Below are 20,272 nucleotides of genomic sequence, written 5' to 3' on the forward strand. Positions count from 1 at the left end.
TCTTTCACTGATGATGACCTCTGCTTTGGGAGTAAAGTTGCTTGGCCTGTGAATTTCGTGATGGCCGCTTTTGGCGAAGGAACGGCGCTGTCGTAGTGACTGGTATTGGGCGCAAAGCGGCCGGTCATGCCAGCCTGAACTGCACTGCAGGCACACGCGATTTCCGACGCCGAACCTCACATACCGAAGGGCTACCCAGCCCCCCTACGCCCCAGCGTCGGCTCCGTATTCACCTCCAGCGCCTCTTCCGCCTCATCGTCCTCGCCGAGAACCTCGCCGTTCACCCCGGCGGCCGGCCCGATCCAGATCGGGTCGACCAGACGGTCGCGCTTGGGGTTGGTGGTGTTGAGGTGGATGAGAATGTTTCGGCCCGCTGCTTGTTCAAGTCACTCACAGCTATTCACCGCCTTCAGTGCTTCGGCACGGGACGGTTTGTCCGCGATGCGTCGAACAGACGCGTAGAACCTTGGATAGTCCCCGCCACACAGGTCGAACAAGTGGAGAAATGCCGGAACCTGTTCGCCGTAGACGGACGTCGCGGCGAGCTTTGCGTTGTTGATCGGCGTATCGAACCAGCGGTCGTATCCCCGGTATCCGGCCCAGCGCCTGTCGCGCATGTGCCGGTAGCGCGTCCGCAGCGTGTCGATCGCCGTTGCCTTGGCGGCCGCCATCTGCTGCGGCGTACGGGGACTTCCATAGATCTGGGCCAGCTCGTCGCGCGTTTTCGCCACCAGTTTGAGAAATCGGCGTTGCGCTTGCGAGCGACTTCGTAGCGGCGCAATCCGGCCCGATCGCCGGCGGCGCGGAGCCATTTCCTTGTGCCGGTGGTTTCGACGGCAACCGCGAAAGCCTCGTTGAACGCGGAATCGCCCTCCACATAGAGGCGCTGATGGGCCAGTTCATGAAAGACAAGGCTTGCAAGATAGGTGTCATCCTGACGAAGCATGGTGCTGAGCAGCGGGTCGCTGGACCAGCCCAGCGTGGAATAGGCGGTGATGCCTGTGACGTAGACGTCCAGTCCCTGTCTCTGAAGCGCGACAGCGCTGTCCGTCGCGGATTTCCGGGAGAAGTAACCCCGGTAGGGAACGCAGCCGAAAACCGGAAAGCACCATGTTTTCGGCGCGAGCGAGAATTGCGGCGCTGCAAAAACGGCCCAGGTCACAGCGTCCCGGTGGATGTCGACGTAGCTGCGGTAGCTGCTGTTGTCAGGCAGGGCCAGTTCATCTGTCGCGAATTGTCTTATGGCGCTCGCCGACGTCAGCTTGCTGCGCAATGCCTCAGGTGTCGAAGGATCGCGGATCAGTCTTCCAACATTCTTGCGCGCCGCCATGATCCGAACATGACCCTCCAGCGACTGCGCGTAGTAGGAAATGCTTGTGCAGCCGGCCACCCCGAACGCCATGGTCAGCGCGGCCAGTATTCGAAGAACGCGCCTCACAATTTGCCCACCGCTTGCTTGTCTCCCCATGCAGCTCCCGTTCTCAAACAGAGCACCGATCTTCGTCAAGCAGACACCGGCCCAAAGTTACCGCACTCTTCGCCCGCCCCGACAACCGCATATGAGATTCTTGCGAGGAGGACCCCACCCTAACCCTCCCCACAAGGGGGAGGGAACGCTGCCGCGCACCTTTACGTCCTCCTTGGCATTGAAAGGGCATGCAATTTGCCGAGGTCAGCGCCAACAGAAGTTTCCCTCCCCCTTGTGGGGAGGGGTTAGGGGTGGGGGTACTCGTAGAGCGAAGACCTTGGTTGCCCTATGCGATTGCCCTGCTACACCCCCACCGTCGGCTGCGTATTCACCTCCAGCGCCTCCTCCGCCTCATCCTCCTCGCCAAGCACCTCGCCCTTCACCCCCAACGGCCGCCCTATCCAGATCGGGTCGACCAGATGGTCGCGCTTGGGGTTGGTGGTGTTGGGGTGGATGAGGATGCTCAAGCCGCCATGGTTCAGCATCAGCCATGGAACCAGCGTAGCGAAAATCCCGGTGGCGAAGGAGACCTGGTACATGGCCTGCTGATGCGGGCCGACCGGCTCGTCGCGCCAGTTGCCCAGGCGCACGCGGAAACGCTCGCCGATGCGCAGGCGCAGCCATTCGGCATGCTGCCGCTCGGCCTGCCCGTCATAGTAGATGTGCGCGTGATAGCTGACAATTTCCGAAAGCGGCCTTGGACTGACGGCGTCTTCGTTCACCTTGATGCTCTCCTTCGATGATAACCGGCAGACCCGAAGCATGGAAGGTCGACCTTGTCGAGGCTGCGTTGATGCCGCCTCTTACAGGGGGATAACCGGGACATCCGTCTCACTACCATCGATGACCAAGACTTGGCCTGTCACGTTCGCTACCCCTCGCCCGACAGATCGCGCCGCGCCTTGTCGAGTTCCTCGGCATAGCGCCGCATCAGATGGCCTTCGGTCAGCAGCCCGACCACCTTGCGGTCGGTGAAATCCTCGACCACCGCCAATTCCTCGGCGCCGGCGCGCTGAAAAGTCTCGGCGGCCGATTGCACGTTCATGCTCGGCACCAGCACCGCGTCCTTGAACTTGACGAAGGACAGCACCGGCATCTCGTCGTCCGACAAATGGCTGTGCAATTCGGCGACGATCAGCACACCGACATAATGCAGGTCGGCGTCGACCGCGATGACGCGCTGCGAGGCACCGAGCGGCACCTGCTTGCGGAATTCCGCAAGCGTCGTCGAGGCGTCGATGGTGCGGACATCCTTTCGCATCATCGAGCCGACAGTCAGGCTGCGCATCCAGCCGACATCATGCGCGCTGCGGATGGTTTCGCCGCGCAGATGAAAACGCCATGTCGAGAAGGAATAGCCGAAAGTTTCGCGCACCAGGATCGCCGCCATGAGCGAGGACGCCAGCACCACGCCGGTCAGCGTCAGGTCACGGGTCGATTCCAGCGCCAGGAAGGTCATCGTCAACGGGCCGCCGACGACGCCTACGGCGAGCGAGGTCATGCCGACGACGGCGGCGACGGCCGGGTCGATGCCGGTCGCCGGCGAGACGAATGCCATAGCGCCGGCAAACATCTTGCCGAGCAGCGCGCCGAGGAACAGCGAGGCAAAGAACAGGCCGCCGCGGAAGCCGGAGCCGAGCGAGATCGCCGACGCCGCCAGCTTCAGCACGAAGACGCTGGCCACCACGGCCAGCCCGTAATTCATCGCGAATTCGCGGTGCAGCGCGCCATGGCCGCTGGACAGGACCTGTGGCGTGACCAGCCCCAGCAGCCCGACCATCACGCCGCCGATGGCTGGGCGCAGCGAGGCGTCGATCGACAGCCGCGCAAAGACGCGCTCGATCATGCTCACCAGATGCATGATGGCGATGGAAGCGCCGCCGCCCAGAAGCCCGAGCAGCATGAACGGCAAATACTGGCTGACGGTGAGCGCCGGCAGACCGGCGAGTTCCAGCGGAAATGGCACGCCGCCGAACACCTCGGCGGTCAGCGAGGCTGAGATCGCGGCGGCCATTACCGGTGCGACATTGGCGACCGAGTAGATGCCGATGACCAGCTCGAACCCGTAGAAGGCGCCGGTCAGCGGCGCGTCGAAAGCGGCGGCGATCGCGCCGGCGGCACCGCAGCCGACCAGGATGCGAACATCGTTGCGGCGCAGCCTGAACAAGCGCGCCAGCCGCGACGCCAGGCCCGAACCCACCTGCGTATAGCCGGCCTCGAGCCCGACCGAAGCGCCGAAGCCGCTCGAGATCATCGTCTGCCCGGCGATGATGAAAGTGTCGGTCAGCGACATGCGGCCGCCGTAAATTGCATTGGCTTCGATCGGATCGACCGGCGTGCGGAACTTCCGCTTTCTCAGCCAGATCACCGTCAGCCCGAGCAGGATGCCGCCGATCGCCGGTATCAGCGCCTGCTCCGGCCTTTGCAGCGAAAACATCGCCGAAAGCCGACCGCCGGGCTGAACGCCGAACATGAGCCCATGCAGGACCTGCACCAGTCCGCTCATGCCGGTGACCAGCGCACCCGCCATCATCCCGACCAGGGCCGCCAGAATGACCACGGCAATGCCACGTGCCTCGAGCAGCGGGATAGATCTGATCAGCACCGCGCGCAACCGGCGGGCATAGACTTGCGGTTCGTTTCTGGGCGGTTCGTTTCTGGAAAGCACCGGGCGGCTCGCCGATATCCAAGGGGGAGTGGTGCCTGATACGCCCGGCGGCATCGCATGACAACATGAGCGCCCCCAAGGTGTCATGCCCGCGTGATGCTGCGGCGATAAACCCCATCTTCATCTCGGGGAGCCGCGTTGACGTAAACGTCAACCCGAAGCTATATGCGCCGGCGACCGTGATCGCGAAATGCGCAAGACGGCGACTTCGGCCAGATCGAAGTGTCCCGGATCGAAGTGCCAATGTGCGACAAACGCAACGAGACGAGGAGAACCGCCATGGGCGTTCAGGAGATTGCCGACAAGATCAGCGCGCGCGTGGCGAGCGCCGGGTTCGACCGTTCCGTGAAATTCGACACCGGCAGCGACGGCGTCATCGTCATCGACGGCGCCGATGTCTCGACCACCGATGCGCCGGCCGATTGCACGATAAAGCTGTCGCTCGACGATTTGGACTCGCTGATCTCAGGCGATCTCAACCCGACCATGGCTTTCATGTCCGGTAAGATAAAGGTCGAAGGCGACATGAGCGTCGCCATGGCGCTCAGCCAGCTGATCGGCTGATCCACTCCGGTCCGGAATGAAAACAAGCCGCCGTGCAATGGGCGGCTTGTTTCTGATCCGTCACGCAGCGAGCGGCAGCCGCTGTGCCTTCAGCTTGCGCCCGGCCGCCTTCAGCGTGCCTTGCGCGCCGTCGAGCGCGCCTTCCACCAGTTCCAGCGCCAGCAAGCGGTGCCGTTCGTAAGGTCCAGGCATGGCCAGCGAGCCGGTCTTTTCGGCCGAGAACCCGAAGCGCTCGTAGTAGGGCGCGTCGCCGACCAACAGGATCGCCGCATGGCCAAGGCGCGCGGCCTCAGCGACCGCGTGGTGCATCAGCGCCGAGCCAATGCCGGCATTTTTCAGCGCCGGGTCGACCGCAAGCGGGCCGAGCAGCAACGCTGCCTTGCCGCCTTCGCCCAGCACCACGTCCCACAGCCGTACCGTGCCGGCAACAGTGCCCGACGCGTCGCGCGCGACAAAGGCCAGGCCCTCCGACGGCCGGCGGCCGCGCCGCAGCTTTTCCGACGACTTCTTCCGGCGCTTCGGCCCCATGGCGCGATCGAGCAAAGCCTCGCGCGATGCAATATCTGCCGCAGTTTCGGCGACGATCGCAAAAGCGCCGGTTATCTCCCCCCTTGAGGGGGAGATGTCGCCGCAAGCGACAGAGGGGGTCGGCACGTCCTGACGCGACACCCTATCGTGGACGAAGAACGTCGGCGCTTCACGCGCGGCGACCCCCTCTGGCCACTTCGTGGCCATCTCCCGCTCAAGGGGGGAGATTCCCGCGGCGCCTTCAACAATGAAATCTACAATGTCCATTTCCGCGATCCTTCACGAGCGGAGATCTGTTCCACAGGCGAACCCGGGGCGGGCGACAGGCGCCCACCTCGGGGTGATCTGAGGGCCGAAGCCTTCAGATCACGTAGGATCGGAGAGGCTCGAAGCCGTTGAAGGCGACCGAGGCGTAGGTAGTCGTGTAGGCGCCGGTGCCCTCGATCAGCACCTCGTCGCCGATGGTCAGCGACAAGGGCAGCGGATACGGCGTCTTTTCGTACATCACGTCGGCCGAATCGCAGGTCGGGCCGGCGAGCACGCAAGGCGCGGTCTCGCTGCCGTCATGCGCGGTGACGATCGGATAGCGGATCGCCTCGTCCATCGTCTCGGCGAGACCGCCGAACTTGCCGATGTCGAGGAACACCCAGCGCACATTGTCGTTGTCGGCCTTCTTCGAGATCAGCACGACCTCCGATTTGATCACTCCGGCATTGCCGACCATGCCGCGGCCCGGCTCGATGATCGTCTCGGGGATGGCGTTGCCGAAATGCTTCCTGAGCGCCGAGAAGATCGCCTGGCCATAGGCCTGCGCCACCGGCACATCCCTGAGATAGCGGGTCGGGAAGCCGCCGCCCATATTGACCATCTTCAGCACGATGCCTTCGTCGGCCAGCGTCGCGAACACCTTCTTGGCATCGGCCAGCGCGCGATCCCAGGCAGTCAGGTCGGTCTGCTGCGAGCCGACATGGAACGACACGCCATGGGCGTCGAGGCCGAGCGCCTTGGCATGGCGCAGCACGTCGACCGCCATCGCCGGCACACAGCCGAACTTGCGCGACAGCGGCCATTCGGCGCCCTCGCCGTCGGTCAGGACGCGGCAGAACACACGGGCGCCGGGAGCAGCGCGTGCGATCTTCTCGACTTCCTCGACGCAGTCCACCGCAAACAGCCGGATGCCGAGCTGGTAGGCGCGCTGGATGTCGCGCTCCTTCTTGATGGTGTTGCCGAAGGAGATGCGGTCCGCCGGCGCACCGGCGTCCATCGCCATCTCGACTTCGGCAACGGAAGCGGTGTCGAAGGACGAGCCCATCGCAGCAAGCAGGCGCAGGATTTCCGGCGCCGGATTTGCTTTCACCGCATAGTAGATCTTGGAATCGGGAAGCGCCTTCTCGAAGGCGCGGAAATTGTCGCGCACGACATCGAGATCGACGACGAGGCACGGGCCGTTCGGACGTCGGGTGGCGAGAAAGTCAAGGATGCGCTGGGTAGCCATCGGGTCTCTCCATCAGCGCCTTTCGGCGCGCACAAAGGCTTGCGGACGCGGGCCCTCGGCCTCGCGAACACGCGGTGGACAAAGGCGGGACGTCAAATCCATGGAACCAGCCGGTGGAGACCCCGGAACCATGAAGCGCCGTCTCGCGGCGGTGAACCTTGGCCTTGCCCGGCCTCGGTTCGCTTTGTCTGCCTTGGCTTGGATGGGAGACCCGTCCGCACTGCCGGCAATGAAGGTGTGCCTCTTCAGTAACCCCGGTCTTTGGACGACCGGCAGAACACCAGAAAGGCCCGCACCGTCGTTGCTTCAAGGTGTCCTCGGTTGGCGGTTGGCCGCTAAACCGACTGGAGGGGTTGGCTCCAGTTACCTTACCGATTGCCCTCACCATTCGAGGATCGGCGGACACCCACAGGCACGTGCGACTTTGGGCAAGCGCGATATAAGATCGAAAGATTTCACAATCAATAAAAATCGTATGGCAGGTTGTAAAATTTGTGGCATCGAACAATGCTGCGGCAACCAGAAGAAAAATGCTGCGGCAAGCACATTCCGGATATCGAACGCATGACAGGCACTCGCGGCCCGCTGAACGCTTTTCTCGACCTTGATCCAATCCCTGTAGCCAATGCGCAATCCGGCCCGCTTGCCGGCTTGCGGCTGGCCGTCAAGGACATCTTCGACGTCGCCGGCTACCGCACCGGCTGCGGCAACCCGCAGAAGTACCGGGACGCTTCACCGGCCATGGCGACCGCGCCGGCCGTCCAGGCGCTGCTTGATTCGGGCGCGCGCTTCGTCGGCAAGACGCAGACCGACGAACTCGCATTTTCCCTGCTTGGGCTGAACGCGCATTTCCCGTCGCCGGTCAACCCGGCAGCACCCGACCGCGTCACCGGCGGCTCGTCCTCCGGTTCTGCCGCGGCAGTTGCCGGCAGGCTTGCCGACATTGCAACCGGATCGGACACCGGCGGCTCGATCCGTGCGCCGGCAAGCTTCTGCGGCCTGATCGGCCTCAGGACGACGCATGGCCGCATCTCGCTCGACGGCGCCATGCCGCTGGCGCCTTCGCTGGACACGTTCGGCTGGTTCGCAAGCGACATCGTCATCTACGAAAAGGTCGGCACGCTGCTGCTCGGCGACGATCCGCATCGCCACGAACTGAGGCGCCCCATCGCTCTCGATGCACTAGACGGCCTCGTGCTCGGCACGCTGGAGGCCGCGGAATATCGCTCGATGATCCGCAGTGTCGCGTCCGTACTGGGCGCACCGCGCACCGTCGGCCCGCTGTCGCATTCCACCGACGATCTCTATTGGTGCTTCCGTAAGCTGCAAGGCTATGAAGCCTGGCAAAGTCACGGCGCCTGGATCGCCGGCGGCGACCGCATGCTGGGACCCGGTGTCAAGGAGCGTTTCGAGCACGGCGCGACCATCGACGCGGCAACCGCACAACGTGAAACGGAACGTCGCGTTTCGTTTCGCCTCGCGCTTGCCGGCCTGCTTGGCGATGACGGCGTTCTTGTGCTGCCGACCGCGCCGGGTGCCGCGCCGCTCAAGGCCGCGTCATTCGACGATTTGCAGGCCTATCGCGAGCGCGCGCTGAGATTGCTGTGTCTTTCCGGCCTGTCCGGCTTTCCGCAGATCACGCTGCCGCTCGGCAAGGTCGGCGGGGCGCCGTTCGGGCTTTCGCTGCTCGGTCCGAAGAACAGCGACCGGCAGTTGATTGCGCTGGCCGCCCGCATCCTTTCAGCCCACCAAGGAGGCGCATGACATGGATACGCTGACCCGCATGCGCGCCTTCATCGACGTGGTCGAGGCCGAAGGCTTTTCGGCGGCGGCGCGCAAGATCGGCCGCTCGAAGGCGCTGCTGTCGAAATATGTGCGCGAACTGGAGGACGAACTCGGCGCGCTGCTGCTCAACCGGACCACCAGGCAGTTCTCCCTGACCGAGGCGGGCCACACCTATTACCGGCGCGCCTCGGAGATCGTGCGCGAGGTCGACAGCCTTGCCGATGCGGTGCGCGAATCCTCCGGCGACGTGCGCGGCAGGATCAAGCTATCGGCGCCGCGCACTTTCGCCGACGCGCCGATCGGCCAGTCGCTGATCGACTTCGCCAAGCAGCATCCCGATATCGTACTCGACGTTCAACTCGACGACCGTTTCGTCGATCTGGTCGAGGAGGGCTTCGATCTGGCGGTGCGCATTTCGCGGCTGGAAAATTCCTCGTTGATCGCCAGGCGCCTGGCGCCGTTTTCGGTGCGGCTTTGCGCGTCTCCCGAGCTGATCGCCAAGCACGGCATGCCGGTCAGGCCGCAGGATCTTGCGCGTGTGCCTTGCATTATCGACACCAATGGCCGCTGGCTGACCAACTGGCCTTTCAAGGGCGACAGTGGCGATACGGTGAGCGTTTCGGTCTCCGGCCCGATGGAGGTCAACAGCCCGATGACGGCAAGGGCGGCGGCCGTGGCGGGCTTGGGGTTTTCCATCCTGCCGGATTTCATCGCCGCGCCCGACATCGAAAGCGGCAAGCTGGTGACTGCGCTGGATGACCGCATCCTGCCTGGTGGCGGCATTTTCGCCGTCTATCCGCACCGGCGCTATCTGCCTGCGAAAGTTCGCGTTTTCGTCGACTTCCTGGTGCAGTGGTTCAAGGCGCTGGACAACGCATGAGCTTTCAGCCGCCTTGCGGTCCCATTTTCGCCCCCTTTCTGGTAACTGTCGGCAATTCACCGAAGCCGATTGAATCGCGACCGAGAATGCACCTGAAACAGCAAGCCATCATGCTGGCTTCGGCCTTGACCGCGACGTTTGCCGCCGTCGGACCGGCTGAGGTGCATCCCCACGTCTTCGCCGAAGCCCGCCTCGAAGTGGTCCTGGGCCCGGATCACCAAACTGTGAAGGCATTGCGCCATGTCTGGCGGTTCGACGATTTGTTTTCGAGCACGGTGATGATGGAGTTCGACAAGAATTCCGACCTGAAGCTCGACGACAAGGAGCTGAAGGATGTTGCCGACACCGTCCATGCCTCGCTTGCCGAATTCAACTACTTCCAGCTCGTCACCGTCGACGGCAAGGACGTGGCAATGACCCCGCCGCCGCATCTGATGGCCAATTTCGATAATGACCAGCTGATCATCCTGTTTGAATCCGAACCGAAGGTGCCGATCAAACTTAGCGGCAAGATCGATATCGGCGTCTACGATCCGACCTTCTACACCGCGATCGATTTCACCGAGGATGCCAATCTGCAGGTCGATGGCTTGCCGCCGGCCTGCACCAGCAAGGTTGTCCGCCCCAACCCGGACGAGGCGATCGCCGAAAACCAGAAGACCCTGACCGAGGCCTTCTTCAACGATCCGACAGGTACCGACATGAGCAAGATCTTTGCCACCAAGCTCGAACTGACCTGTCAGCCGGAAGGATAGATCCAGTGGCGAAACCGTCCCTGCGTTTGGCATTCGGTCTTCTGGCCGCCGCCTTTGTGATGACGCACTTTCTCGGCTCCGCCCACGCCCAGAGTTCGCTGGGCATCGGCACCAATGACGGCATGGCTCCAACCGCCACCGGCCCGTTCGCCCACATCCTGATGTGGATCAATCTGCGCCAGCAGGAATTCTATCATGCGCTTGCCGGCGCGATGAAGGCGATGCGCCAGGATGGCAGCAGGCTGTGGCTGCTCATCGGCCTGTCCTTTGCCTATGGCATTTTCCACGCCGCCGGCCCCGGTCACGGCAAGGCGGTGATCTCGTCCTACATGGTGGCCAATGAGGTGGCGCTCAAGCGCGGCATCATGCTGTCCTTCGTCTCGGCCCTGCTGCAGGCGCTGACCGCGATCGTGGTGATGCTGCTCGCCTATTTCGTGTTGCGCGGCACCGCGATATCGATGACCGACGCCGCATGGTTCCTCGAAATCATGAGCTATGTCTTCGTCACCCTGTTCGGCGCCTGGCTGCTTTGGCGCAAGGCCGGCCCGGCCATCCTTCGCCTGTTCGGCGCAAGCCCCGGCTACAGCCTCTCGGCTGCCCATGCCGGCCATTCACATGCCGGCCATTCACATTCCGCGCATGCCCATGCGGCACATTCCCACGCGCTTCATGCGCATGACGATCACGACCATGCGCACGACCATCATGACCACGGCGCACACGACCACGCCCATGCTGCGCACGATCACCACAGCCATGCGGCGGGCGAGGTCTGCGAGACCTGCGGCCACTCGCATGCGCCCGACCCGGCGCTGCTTTCCGGCGATCGCTTCGATTGGCGCACGGCCTGGTCGGCTGTCGCTGCCGTCGGCATCCGCCCCTGCTCCGGCGCGCTGATCGTGCTGAGCTTCGCCTTGCTGAACGGGCTATGGTTCGGCGGCATCCTGTCGGTGCTGGCCATGGCCCTCGGCACCGCAATCACCGTCTCGGCCCTGGCAACGCTTGCGGTGACCGCCAAGAACTGGGCGGTGTATTTCGCCGGCGACGGCCGCATGGGCAACCGCATCCATTCCTTCGTCGAGATCGGCGGCGCCGCCTTCGTCTTCCTGTTCGGCCTGCTGCTGCTCTCGGCCAGCCTGACCGGCGCCTGACCTCGTTGCGTCCGATCGGAGCGCTTTAACTAGGGATATTGCCGCCCAACTCGTCCTCGATATGGACGCGTATGATCTCGTCGAAGCTCGTCTCGGCGGCAAAGCCAAGGTCCCTCGAGCGCTGCGCCTCGAAGCGTGTCGGCCAGCCCTTGACGATAGCCCAGATCGTCTCGTCGGGCTCCTCGCGGATCAGTTTCACCGCCTTGGCGCCGGCGACACGCTCCAGCGCTTCGATCTGCTCGCCGACGCTGACGGCGACGCCCGGCATCGTCAGGTTGCGGCGCGGTCCGACGGCGGCACCGTCGATCTGAGCCGCATGGATCAGGAAATTCACCGCCGAACGCGGGCTGGCGTGTGTATGGATGACCGAGCGCGGCACCGGCAGGATCGCTTCATGGCCGCTCAGCGGCTCGCGGATGATGCCGGAGAAGAAGCCCGAGGCCGCCTTGTTCGGCTTTCCCGGCCTGACGCAGATGGTCGGCAGCCTGATGCCGATGCCGTCGAAGAAACCGCGGCGCGTATAGTCGGCAAGCAGCGCCTCGCCGATCAGCTTCTGCGTGCCGTAGGAGGTCAGCGGCGTCGGGTGGAACTCGTCCGGAATGACGTCGGGAAACGGTGCGCCGAACACGGCGATCGACGAGGTGAAGACGACGCGCGGCGCAAACCCCGCCAGCCTTATGGCATCGAACAGCGCCCTTGTGCCGTCGAGATTGACGCGGTAGCCGAGATCGAAATTGGCCTCCGCCTCGCCCGACACCACGCCGGCGAGATGAAAGATCACGTCGGGGCGCAGCGCGACCAGATTTGTCGTCGCGCCCGGCGCGGCAAGGTCGCCGGTGTGGGGGGTAATGCTGACACCTTCGAGCACCGGTGCTTGCGGCGGCACGATATCGTGAAGATCGAGCGCGGCGATCTTGCGGCCGCCGAGCGCCCCGTCCTTGGCCAACCTGGCGATGAGTTTGCGGCCGACCATGCCTGCCGCGCCGGTAATCAGAATGCGCATGTCACTTTCCCTTTTTGCGCTGGCTGCGGCTACGCAGCCAGAACACGACGAAGATTGCCACCATGAAGATCGCCGCGACGACGCCGGCAAGAACCGTCGAGATCTTGCCGACCGCCAGCATCACTGTTGGAAGATTATAGGCTGCGATGCCGAACAGCAGCAAAACCCAGGCGGCGCCGATCGCCGCATTGCGAGTGTCGCGGTCCATCACGCGGCACCAGGGCGGCGAGAGTTCATGTCGATCGTTGCCAATGCCCAGAACTCCCGAAGTCAGTGATAATGGCCGCGGTGCGCTGCCGTGTCATGCGCATGCTCGTGCTCGTCATCATATTCATGTCTGTCTGCACATTGACCGAATTCCGGTTCGACCGTGGCATGGGCTATGCCATGTTCCGCCGCAAGCCGCTTCTTGATCGCGCTTACCGCCATATGCGCGTCGACGCCGTCATTGAGGCAGGCATGCAACGTCGCCATGTTGCTGGAGCCGTCGAGCGACCAGACATGCATGTGATGTACCTCGCGCACGCCCTTGATCGAACCTTCGATGTCCCTCGCGATCAGGTCGCGGTCGAGGCTTGCAGGCACGCCTTCGAGCAGGACGTGGGCAGCCTCGCGCATCAGCGACCAGGCCGTGGACAGGATCAGCAGCGAGACCAGGACCGACAGGATCGGATCGATAGGTGTCCAGCCCGTCGCCAGGATCACCAGCGCCGCGACGATCGCCGCCGCCGAGCCGAGCAGATCGCCCAGCACATGCAAAATGGCGCCGCGCATATTCAGGCTGCCGCGGTCGCCGCCGTGCAGCACGTAGAACGAGCCGAGATTGACCAGCAGGCCGGCGATCGCGACGACCAGCATCGGCCCGCCGAGCACCGGAGCCGGCGCTAGCAAGCGGCCCCAAGCCTCGTAGACGATCCACAGCGCAATGGCGAAGATGGCGATGCCGTTGGTGTAGGCGACCAGCGTCTTGACCCGGCCGAAACCGTAGGTGAGGCGCACGGTCGCCGGCCGGCTCGCAAGATGAAAGGCATACCAGGCAAGGCCGAGCGCGACGCAATCGGCAAGCATATGGCCGGCATCCGCCAGCAGCGCCAATGAGCCGGTGAAGATGGCGCCCAGCGTCTCCGCAACCATGAAGCCGGCGGTCAAGCAAGCAGCGATCAGCACGCGCTTCTTGTCGGTCGAGCCGTGCACATGACCTGCGCCATGGCTGTGGTCGTGGCCCTGCGCAGCATGGTCGTGGGTATGGGCCATCTTTGAGCTCCCGCTAGAGCCTGATCCATCCCGGCAGACTCGGGAAGGCTCTGTCTTCATGTTTGACCATGATCTTATCCGAAAACCGGCGTCCACTTTTCGGGGTCATGGTCAGGCGCCGAACTCAGCGCGAAAATCCTCGAGCCGCCGCTTCTGCTGGCCGTCGCCCTCGAAATTGGCCGGATCGAGCCATGCCTCATAGGCTCTGCGCAATGCCGGCCACTCCTTGTCGATGATCGAGTACCACGCGGTATCGCGGTTTTCGCCCTTGACCACAAGATGCTGACGGAAAATGCCCTCGAACTTGAAGCCGAAACGTTCCGCCGCGCGCTTCGACGGCTCGTTGCGATTGTTGCATTTCCATTCGTAGCGGCGATAGCCAAGCTCGTCGAAGACATACTTCATGAACAGGAACTGCGCTTCCGTCGCCGCCGGCTTTCGCGAGATCAACGGGCCCCAATAGATGTTGCCGATCTCGATGACGCCGTAGGCGGCGTCGATGCGCATCAGCGTCTGGCGCCCGGCAACCTTGCCGCTGGCCTTGTCGATGACTGTGAAGAACAGCGGGTCCTCGCTGGCTTCGGCTTTGTCCAGCCAGGGCTGGAAGGCGGCACGGGTCTGCGGCGGGTAGTCGGGCAGCCAGGCGAAGCGGCCATCTATGTCGGGCACCGAAGATGCTTCAAACAAGCCGTCGCCGTGCTTTTCAGCGTTAAGCGGCTCAAGCCTGACAGTTCGTCCCTCCAGCACCTTGCGTTCCGGCCGCGGGCGCGGTTGCCAGTTCTTGAGATTTTCCGACACGCGAAGCTCCGATCCGTTGACTTTTTCGGGCGGACGCTCACAAAAACGCACGCTCGCTGAAAGAACCACACGGACGGGAAAAATGCTCCACACGATTTCGGCCTTCGACCGCCTCGGCGAGGAAAATGCGTTCGCGGTGCTCGCGCGGGCGACATTATTGGCCCATCAAGGCCGCGACATCGTCAATCTCGGCATCGGCCAGCCCGACTTCAAGACGCCGCAGCATATCGTCGAGGCGGCGATCAAGGCGCTGCGCGACGGCCATCACGGCTATACGCCGGCCAACGGCCTGCTGGCGACGCGCGAAGCGGTGGTACGCCGCACACTGGCCACCACCGGCGTCGAAGTCTCGCCGGAAGCGGTGATGATCCTGCCCGGCGGCAAGCCGACCATGTTCGCGGCGATCCTGATGTTCGGCGAGCCGGGCGCCGAAATTCTCTATCCCGATCCCGGCTTTCCGATCTACCGCTCGATGATCGAGTTCACTGGCGCTGCCCCCATCCCGGTGCCGATGCGCGAGGAGAACGGCTTTGCCTTTTCGGCTGCGGAGACACTGGCGCTGATCACCCCGAAGACCAGGCTGCTGATCCTCAACTCGCCCGCCAACCCGACCGGCGGCGTCACCCCCCGAGCCGAGATCGAGAAGCTGGTCAGGGGCCTGGAAGCACACCCGGACGTCGCCATCCTCTCCGACGAGATCTACGACGTGATGACCTATGACGGCGAGACGCACTGTTCGCTGCTCACCTTCCCCGAAATCCGTAATCGGCTGATCGTCCTCAACGGCTGGTCGAAGACCTGGGCGATGACCGGCTGGCGCATGGGCTGGTCGATCTGGCCGAACGGCGACAAGGGCGCGCATCTCTATGACAAGGTGCGCAAGTTGGCGGTCAATTGCTGGTCCTGCGTCAACGCGCCGAGCCAGTATGCCGGCATAGCCGCCATCGACGGCCCGCAGGACGACGTCGACAAGATGATGCGCGCCTTCGACCGCCGCAGGAAGGTCGTGGTTGAGGGGTTGAATGCCTTGCCGGGCGTTTCATGCATCACGCCGAAAGGCGCCTTCTATGCCTTCCCCAATGTTTCCAAGACCGGCTGGAAGGCCAAGAAGCTCGCCTCGGCGCTGCTCGATGATGCCGGCGTGGCGCTGATCGGCGGCCCCGACTTCGGCATTCTCGGCGAAGGCTATGTCAGGCTGTCCTACGCGAATTCCGAAGAGAACATCCTGCGCGCGCTGGAGCGGATCGAGGCGTTCCTGGCGAAGTGAGGACGACGAAAGGAGACGCCAGATGTTCTATGCCATTCTTGCCTATCACGAGGAAGAAGCGATCACGGCGCTGACGGCTGAGCAGGATGCGGCGCTGATGACCGATCTTCTCCAGATCAACGATCGGCTCTACCGTCAAGGCACCCTTGGGCCTGCGGCCCGGCTCGGCGCGACACAAGACGCCTGCACCTTGCGCGGGCCAGGCCCCGGAATGGTTATCGACGGCCCCTTCGCCGAGACCAAGGAACAATTGCTGGGACTCTATGTTGTCGACTGTGCCAACCGTGACGCCGCTATCGACATTGCGCGCGACCTTCGCCGCGTCAATCCGACCGCCGTCTACGAAATCCGCCCGATTTCGCTATATTTACCCGGCGTGCCGCTTCCGGTCACCCGGCCCTGATTTAGGACCGGTTGAGACTAACTTAGCCTCGCCCGACAAATGGCATCTTCGTCGCCATCACGGTCATGAACAGCACGTTGGCGTCGAGCGGCAGGCTGGCCATATGGAGGACCGCATCGGCGACGCGCTCGACATCCATCACCGCTTCGGCGGCAATGGTGCCGTTGGCTTGCGGCACGCCGACCGTCATCGCTTGCGCCATGTCGGTCAGCGCGTTGCCGATGTCGATCTGACCGCAAGCAATGTCGAAGGGCCTGCCGTCCAGCGCCAGCGTCTTGGTCAGCCCGGTGATGGCGTGCTTGGTCGCCGTATAGGGCACCGAGCCCGGCCGTGGCGCATAGGCCGATACCGAGCCGTTGTTGATGATGCGGCCGCCCATCGGCTGCTGCCTGCGCATGGCGCCGAACGCGGCGCGAGCACACAGGAACGAGCCGGTGAGATTGACCCCGACGATGTCGTTCCACACTTCGACCGGGATGTCGTCGATCAATGTCGATTTGTAGCTCGTGCCGGCATTGTTGAAGAGCAGGTCGACGCGCCCGAAAGCCGCTGCCACCGTCTCGAACAGATCGTCGACCTGATCGGCCTTGCTGATGTCGCAGGCGAAGGCCAATGCCTTGGCCCGCGTCGGCCCGGCCGCGGCGATCGCATCCTCCAGCACCGGCTTGCGGCGACCGCAGAAGACCGTATTCCAGCCGGCCTTGAGCAGCGCTGTGGCGACGCTCTTGCCGATGCCCGTGCCGGCGCCGGTGACGATGGCGGTTTTATAGTCGGTCATGGCTGTACTCCCTGAAAGGGATGAGGCATCGCAAATGGCGAGAACCATGGCAAGCCGGCCCAAAGCCTGTGCTCACAAAAAGGGCGGCCGTTGGCGACCGCCCCTGATCCGAACCGGGCATGGGAGGAGGAAAGCCGATCCGACTGCCTGAAATCATGCGCTTCCGCGGTTAACGAGAAGCTAACGCCAACGGCGCCGAGTTCCCAGGCTTCCTCTTTCGAGCTACCAGCGCGAGCCTGCGACCGGCTTGGCTGTGCTGCCCGCTGCCGGCACCTTCGCCGCCGTCACCGTCGCCTCGACATGGTCGACCAGTGCATCCGGCAGGCCGAGACGGCCGGCAAGCAGGTCGAGATAGCCGCGTTCGGCCCGCGTGTCCGGATCGATGGCAAGACGCGAGGCGGTGTAGAGTTCCAGCTTTTGCGCATCGGTCTTGGCCCCTGCGATCAGCACATCCAGATCGAGCGGCGCCTCCAGTTCCGACATCAGGAATTTCTCCGCTTCGGCGCCGACGCCGGCGAGGCTGAGCTTGCCGGCGATCTTCTGCCGCTCTTCGTCATCGACGTGGCCGTCGGCCTTCGCCGCCGAGATCATCGCCCTGACCAGCGTCAGCGTGAATTCGTCTTCGCCCTGCGGCGCTTGCGACGGATGGAAGGCGGTATCGGCCGGCGGCGGCAGCAATTCCGGTTCGCCTGCAGCTTGCGTCTCGGCCGGCGCGTTGCCGTTCTTGTAGTTCTGGTAGGCCTTGTAGGCGAGGCCGCCGATCGCAGCCAACCCACCAAGCTTCACCGCCGCACCGGTGACCTGACGGCCTGGGCCGGTTCCGAGCAGCACCGCGGCCAGCGCACCGGCGGCAAGCGGATTGTCCTTGGCCATCTGCACCGCCTGCCCAGCCTTGTCGCGAACGGTCGATCCGGTGCCAGGAATTTGCGAGCCGAGCAGATCGTCGAGGAGCTTCTTGGGATCGAACATCTATGCCTCCAGAATTGGCCCGGCCGAAGGTGCGCGGGCAGGTTTGGACGTCGAAGACCTAGGTCCCGCAGTTTGACATTACAATGACGGGGTGCATCCTTTTGCCCGCTGCCACGCATGACCTCGCACCGACATCTGCTGGGATTACACGCAGAAATCAAAGAGCTGCAGCCTCCTTCCGCGCCCAAAAACACGTGGCGCTTTGGACATTGGACGTGTCGAAACCGCCCTCGACTTCGACTAATGTCGCGGCATGCCGCTTGAGAGGAGCCTGGCATGACCGATGAGACTGACCGCGAACCGGCACGCGACCCCCAGGAACTGGAGCGCCTGCTGATTTCACGGCAATGGATCGGGGATATTGACGGCATGGCCGCGCTTTTTGAGCCGCATGCAGTCATCGACAGCGGTGGCGGACAGCTGACGTTCGGCCGCGAAGCCATCCGGGCGCTGTTCGCGGAGATCACCGCAACCGGCCGAAAATTTCAATCCGGAGATCAGCGTCCCGGCTGTCATCAATGGCGACCTGGCGCTCACCTCGACCCGGCTTCCCGACGGCACGATCACCACCGAGGTCGCGCGCCGGCAGAACGACGGGACATGGCTGTGGGTCATCGATCGATTCGCTGTTGCTTGACGTGAAGTTGCTTCACGTGAGCTAACTTCCGATGTGGCGGTCGCCGCGTGCTTGCGCCAACTCGACCTGGCGCTGGCGCTCGGCGTAACGGGCGCGATCTTCGTCCGAGCGGGCATCCAAGCAATGCGGGCATGAAACGCCGGTAGCATATCTCGGCGACAGCCGGTCTTCTGCGGCTAGCGGATGCCGACAGGCGCGGCAGAGTTCGGCCTCGCCTTCGACTAGCCCGTGCGATACCGAAACGCGCTCGTCGAAGACGAAGCATTCGCCTTGCCAGAGGCTCTGCTCGGCGGGCACGTCCTCGAGATATTTCAGAATGCCGCCCTTGAGGTGGAACACATGCTCCAAACCGAGCGACTTCACATAGGCCGTCGCCTTCTCGCAGCGTATGCCGCCGGTGCAGAACATGGCGACCTTGCGCCCGTCGAGCTCGTGCCGATGCTGCTCGACCCAGGCCGGGAATTCGCGGAAGCTGTTGGTGGCGGGATCGACGGCGCCCTTGAAGGTGCCGAGCGACACCTCGTAGGCGTTGCGCGTGTCGATGACGATGGTACCCGTATCCGAGATCAGTGCATTCCAGTCGGCCGGCGCGACATAGGTGCCTGCACCTGCCGCCGGATCGATATTGTCCACGCCCATGGTGACGATCTCGCGCTTCAACCGCACCTTCATGCGGTGGAACGGCATCGTTGCGGCGCTGCTGAATTTGATCTCGAGGCCGGCGAGACCGTCGATGGATTCGAGATGATCGATGAGCGCGGCGATTGCCGCTTCGCTGCCGGCGATCGTGCCGTTGATGCCCTCACGCGCCAACAGCAGCGTGCCTTTGATGCGGCGCGCGCAGCAGACGGCAGCAAGCGGCGCGCGCAGCGCCTCGAAGGTGTCGAGCCGGGCGAAGCGGTAAAGCGCGGCAACGCGGAAGGCTTGGCTGGGCAGTGTCATCGCCAAGCCACTAAACGCTCATGGCAGCCGGATCAAGGCAGAGCCGGGAGCGGTCTGACCGCGGGTGCGTTTCGAACATCACGCGTGACATCGCGACACGCCGCGTTTCGTGGACAGAAAAATCGCCTTCTGCTAACCGGTCGACTTGATCAACAGAGGAGATGAAGACGAATGCCCAGCACGACCGAAAAGCTCCTGTCGCTCCTCAACGGCCAGCCGGTCATACCGGTGCTGAAGATCGCCAATCTTGCCGACGCGGTGCCGCTGGCCCGGGCGCTGGCCCGCGGCGGCCTGCCGGCGATCGAGATTACGCTGCGCACCGCTGACGCACTGGAGGCGATCCGCCGGGTGGCGGGCGAGGTCGAAGACGCCGTCGTCGGCGCCGGCACCATCCTGGACGCCCGGCAGTTCGGCGCGGCGGCGGCCGCCGGTTCGAAGTTCATCGTCAGCCCCGGCATCACCCGCGAGCTTCTCGCGGCAGCCAACGACAGCGATGTACCGTTGCTGCCCGGCGCCATCACGCCGGGAGAGGTCATGGCCGCGCGCGAAGCCGGCCTGCGCTTTCTGAAATTCTTCCCGGCCGAACAGTCGGGCGGCATTGCCTCGCTCAAGGCTTTCGCCTCGCCGCTTGCCGACGTGAAATTCTGCCCGACCGGCGGTATCACCGGCAAGAACGCCGCCGATTATCTCAGCCTGCCCAACGTCATCTGCGTCGGCGGTTCCTGGGTGGCGCCGGACGATCTGGTCAAGGCCGGCAAATGGGACGAGATCGAAGCCTTGGCACGCGCGGCAAGCAAGCTCGGGCGCTAGCATCTTCTGCATCAAAGTCGCCGCCGATCTCGTTCGCCGGCTGGTTCCCGCTCATGGACTCGAACCACGATTCACGCCTTCAAAGGGCGCTGTCCTACCATTAGACGAAGCGGGAGA

At 63.9% G+C, this 20,272-nt stretch carries 20 protein-coding genes, 1 tRNA gene and 1 pseudogene; 9 read left to right on the top strand and 13 right to left on the bottom strand.

Annotated features, from left to right (window positions below):
- Window positions 1-386: 386 nt before the first annotated feature.
- From NKH80_RS08660 to NKH80_RS08670, 3 genes and pseudogenes are all read right to left on the bottom strand, one after another.
- Window positions 387-1,468 (bottom strand): annotated as a pseudogene (locus NKH80_RS08660) (aminopeptidase).
- A 302-nt stretch (window positions 1,469-1,770) separates the two neighbouring features.
- Window positions 1,771-2,190 (bottom strand): DOPA 4,5-dioxygenase family protein, encoded by a 420-nt coding sequence (locus NKH80_RS08665; protein WP_352702823.1) that lies wholly within the window; start codon window positions 2,188-2,190, stop codon window positions 1,771-1,773.
- A 149-nt stretch (window positions 2,191-2,339) separates the two neighbouring features.
- On the bottom strand, window positions 2,340-4,073 hold the full coding sequence (locus tag NKH80_RS08670; protein ID WP_352990946.1) for a chloride channel protein: 1,734 nt from the start codon (window positions 4,071-4,073) through the stop codon (window positions 2,340-2,342).
- A 342-nt stretch (window positions 4,074-4,415) separates the two neighbouring features.
- On the opposite strand from NKH80_RS08670, the gene NKH80_RS08675 reads away from it, so the two are divergent.
- Window positions 4,416-4,700 (top strand): SCP2 sterol-binding domain-containing protein, encoded by a 285-nt coding sequence (locus NKH80_RS08675; RefSeq protein WP_352478267.1) that lies wholly within the window; start codon window positions 4,416-4,418, stop codon window positions 4,698-4,700.
- A gap of 60 nt (window positions 4,701-4,760) precedes the next feature.
- On the opposite strand, the gene NKH80_RS08680 is transcribed toward NKH80_RS08675, so the two are convergent.
- Complete coding sequence (locus NKH80_RS08680; protein ID WP_352702960.1) at window positions 4,761-5,324, bottom strand: GNAT family N-acetyltransferase; 564 nt, start codon at window positions 5,322-5,324, stop codon at window positions 4,761-4,763.
- Window positions 5,325-5,589: 265 nt separating this feature from the next.
- Entirely contained in the window at window positions 5,590-6,723 is a 1,134-nt protein-coding gene (gene odc2, locus NKH80_RS08685) for an ornithine/lysine decarboxylase (RefSeq protein ID WP_352506312.1), read from the bottom strand.
- Between the two features lie 564 nt (window positions 6,724-7,287).
- Here odc2 and NKH80_RS08690 point away from each other — a divergent pair.
- From NKH80_RS08690 to NKH80_RS08705, 4 genes are all read left to right on the top strand, one after another.
- Entirely contained in the window at window positions 7,288-8,487 is a 1,200-nt protein-coding gene (locus NKH80_RS08690; protein ID WP_352506313.1) for an amidase, read from the top strand.
- A 1-nt stretch (window position 8,488) separates the two neighbouring features.
- Window positions 8,489-9,388 carry a LysR family transcriptional regulator gene (locus tag NKH80_RS08695; protein WP_352688077.1) on the top strand — a complete coding sequence of 300 codons (900 nt, stop codon included), beginning with the start codon at window positions 8,489-8,491 and terminating at the stop codon, window positions 9,386-9,388.
- Between the two features lie 86 nt (window positions 9,389-9,474).
- Complete coding sequence (locus NKH80_RS08700; RefSeq protein ID WP_254816980.1) at window positions 9,475-10,143, top strand: DUF1007 family protein; 669 nt, start codon at window positions 9,475-9,477, stop codon at window positions 10,141-10,143.
- Window positions 10,140-11,294 carry a nickel/cobalt transporter gene (locus tag NKH80_RS08705; RefSeq protein ID WP_352506400.1) on the top strand — a complete coding sequence of 385 codons (1,155 nt, stop codon included), beginning with the start codon at window positions 10,140-10,142 and terminating at the stop codon, window positions 11,292-11,294. Before NKH80_RS08700 ends, NKH80_RS08705 begins: the two co-directional genes overlap by 4 nt.
- A 25-nt stretch (window positions 11,295-11,319) precedes the next feature.
- On the opposite strand, the gene denD is transcribed toward NKH80_RS08705, so the two are convergent.
- The 4 genes from denD to NKH80_RS08725 all read right to left on the bottom strand — a co-directional run bounded on the left by denD (window position 11,320) and on the right by NKH80_RS08725 (window position 14,349).
- Complete coding sequence (denD, locus tag NKH80_RS08710; protein ID WP_352702815.1) at window positions 11,320-12,297, bottom strand: D-erythronate dehydrogenase; 978 nt, start codon at window positions 12,295-12,297, stop codon at window positions 11,320-11,322.
- A 1-nt stretch (window position 12,298) separates the two neighbouring features.
- Entirely contained in the window at window positions 12,299-12,505 is a 207-nt protein-coding gene (locus NKH80_RS08715) for a hypothetical protein (protein ID WP_254816978.1), read from the bottom strand.
- A gap of 62 nt (window positions 12,506-12,567) precedes the next feature.
- Window positions 12,568-13,551 (bottom strand): cation diffusion facilitator family transporter, encoded by a 984-nt coding sequence (locus tag NKH80_RS08720; RefSeq protein WP_352702813.1) that lies wholly within the window; start codon window positions 13,549-13,551, stop codon window positions 12,568-12,570.
- A gap of 111 nt (window positions 13,552-13,662) precedes the next feature.
- A complete protein-coding gene (locus tag NKH80_RS08725) occupies window positions 13,663-14,349 on the bottom strand; it encodes a GNAT family N-acetyltransferase (protein ID WP_352702812.1) in 687 nt (228 codons plus the stop codon).
- A gap of 82 nt (window positions 14,350-14,431) precedes the next feature.
- On the opposite strand from NKH80_RS08725, the gene NKH80_RS08730 reads away from it, so the two are divergent.
- Both NKH80_RS08730 and NKH80_RS08735 read left to right on the top strand, forming a co-directional pair.
- Entirely contained in the window at window positions 14,432-15,616 is a 1,185-nt protein-coding gene (locus NKH80_RS08730) for a pyridoxal phosphate-dependent aminotransferase (RefSeq protein ID WP_352990953.1), read from the top strand.
- Window positions 15,617-15,638: 22 nt separating this feature from the next.
- On the top strand, window positions 15,639-16,019 hold the full coding sequence (locus NKH80_RS08735; protein ID WP_352702808.1) for a YciI family protein: 381 nt from the start codon (window positions 15,639-15,641) through the stop codon (window positions 16,017-16,019).
- Between the two features lie 22 nt (window positions 16,020-16,041).
- Here NKH80_RS08735 and NKH80_RS08740 read toward each other — a convergent pair whose 3' ends face one another.
- The gene (locus NKH80_RS08740; protein ID WP_352688061.1) at window positions 16,042-16,797 is read right to left on the bottom strand and encodes an SDR family oxidoreductase; all 756 of its coding nucleotides are present in this window, start codon (window positions 16,795-16,797) and stop codon (window positions 16,042-16,044) included.
- Window positions 16,798-17,019: 222 nt separating this feature from the next.
- Window positions 17,020-17,766: a tellurite resistance TerB family protein gene (locus NKH80_RS08745; RefSeq protein ID WP_352469546.1), complete on the bottom strand. Its 747-nt coding sequence runs from the start codon at window positions 17,764-17,766 to the stop codon at window positions 17,020-17,022.
- Between the two features lie 276 nt (window positions 17,767-18,042).
- Here NKH80_RS08745 and NKH80_RS08750 point away from each other — a divergent pair, with 276 nt between their 5' ends.
- Window positions 18,043-18,408: a Cif family virulence factor gene (locus tag NKH80_RS08750; RefSeq protein WP_352990957.1), complete on the top strand. Its 366-nt coding sequence runs from the start codon at window positions 18,043-18,045 to the stop codon at window positions 18,406-18,408.
- 16 nt (window positions 18,409-18,424) lie between these two features.
- Here the strand turns inward: NKH80_RS08750 and trhO are convergent, their stop codons facing one another.
- Window positions 18,425-19,345 (bottom strand): oxygen-dependent tRNA uridine(34) hydroxylase TrhO, encoded by a 921-nt coding sequence (trhO, locus tag NKH80_RS08755; RefSeq protein WP_502900930.1) that lies wholly within the window; start codon window positions 19,343-19,345, stop codon window positions 18,425-18,427.
- Between the two features lie 171 nt (window positions 19,346-19,516).
- Here trhO and NKH80_RS08760 point away from each other — a divergent pair, with 171 nt between their 5' ends.
- Complete coding sequence (locus tag NKH80_RS08760; protein ID WP_352990963.1) at window positions 19,517-20,155, top strand: 2-dehydro-3-deoxy-phosphogluconate aldolase; 639 nt, start codon at window positions 19,517-19,519, stop codon at window positions 20,153-20,155.
- A 41-nt stretch (window positions 20,156-20,196) separates the two neighbouring features.
- Here the strand turns inward: NKH80_RS08760 and NKH80_RS08765 are convergent.
- Window positions 20,197-20,270: transfer RNA gene (locus NKH80_RS08765), tRNA-Gln, on the bottom strand.
- Window positions 20,271-20,272 lie beyond the last annotated feature (2 nt).

The sequence above is a fragment of the Mesorhizobium sp. M0904 genome (assembly GCF_040319475.1).
Taxonomy (GTDB): domain Bacteria; phylum Pseudomonadota; class Alphaproteobacteria; order Rhizobiales; family Rhizobiaceae; genus Mesorhizobium.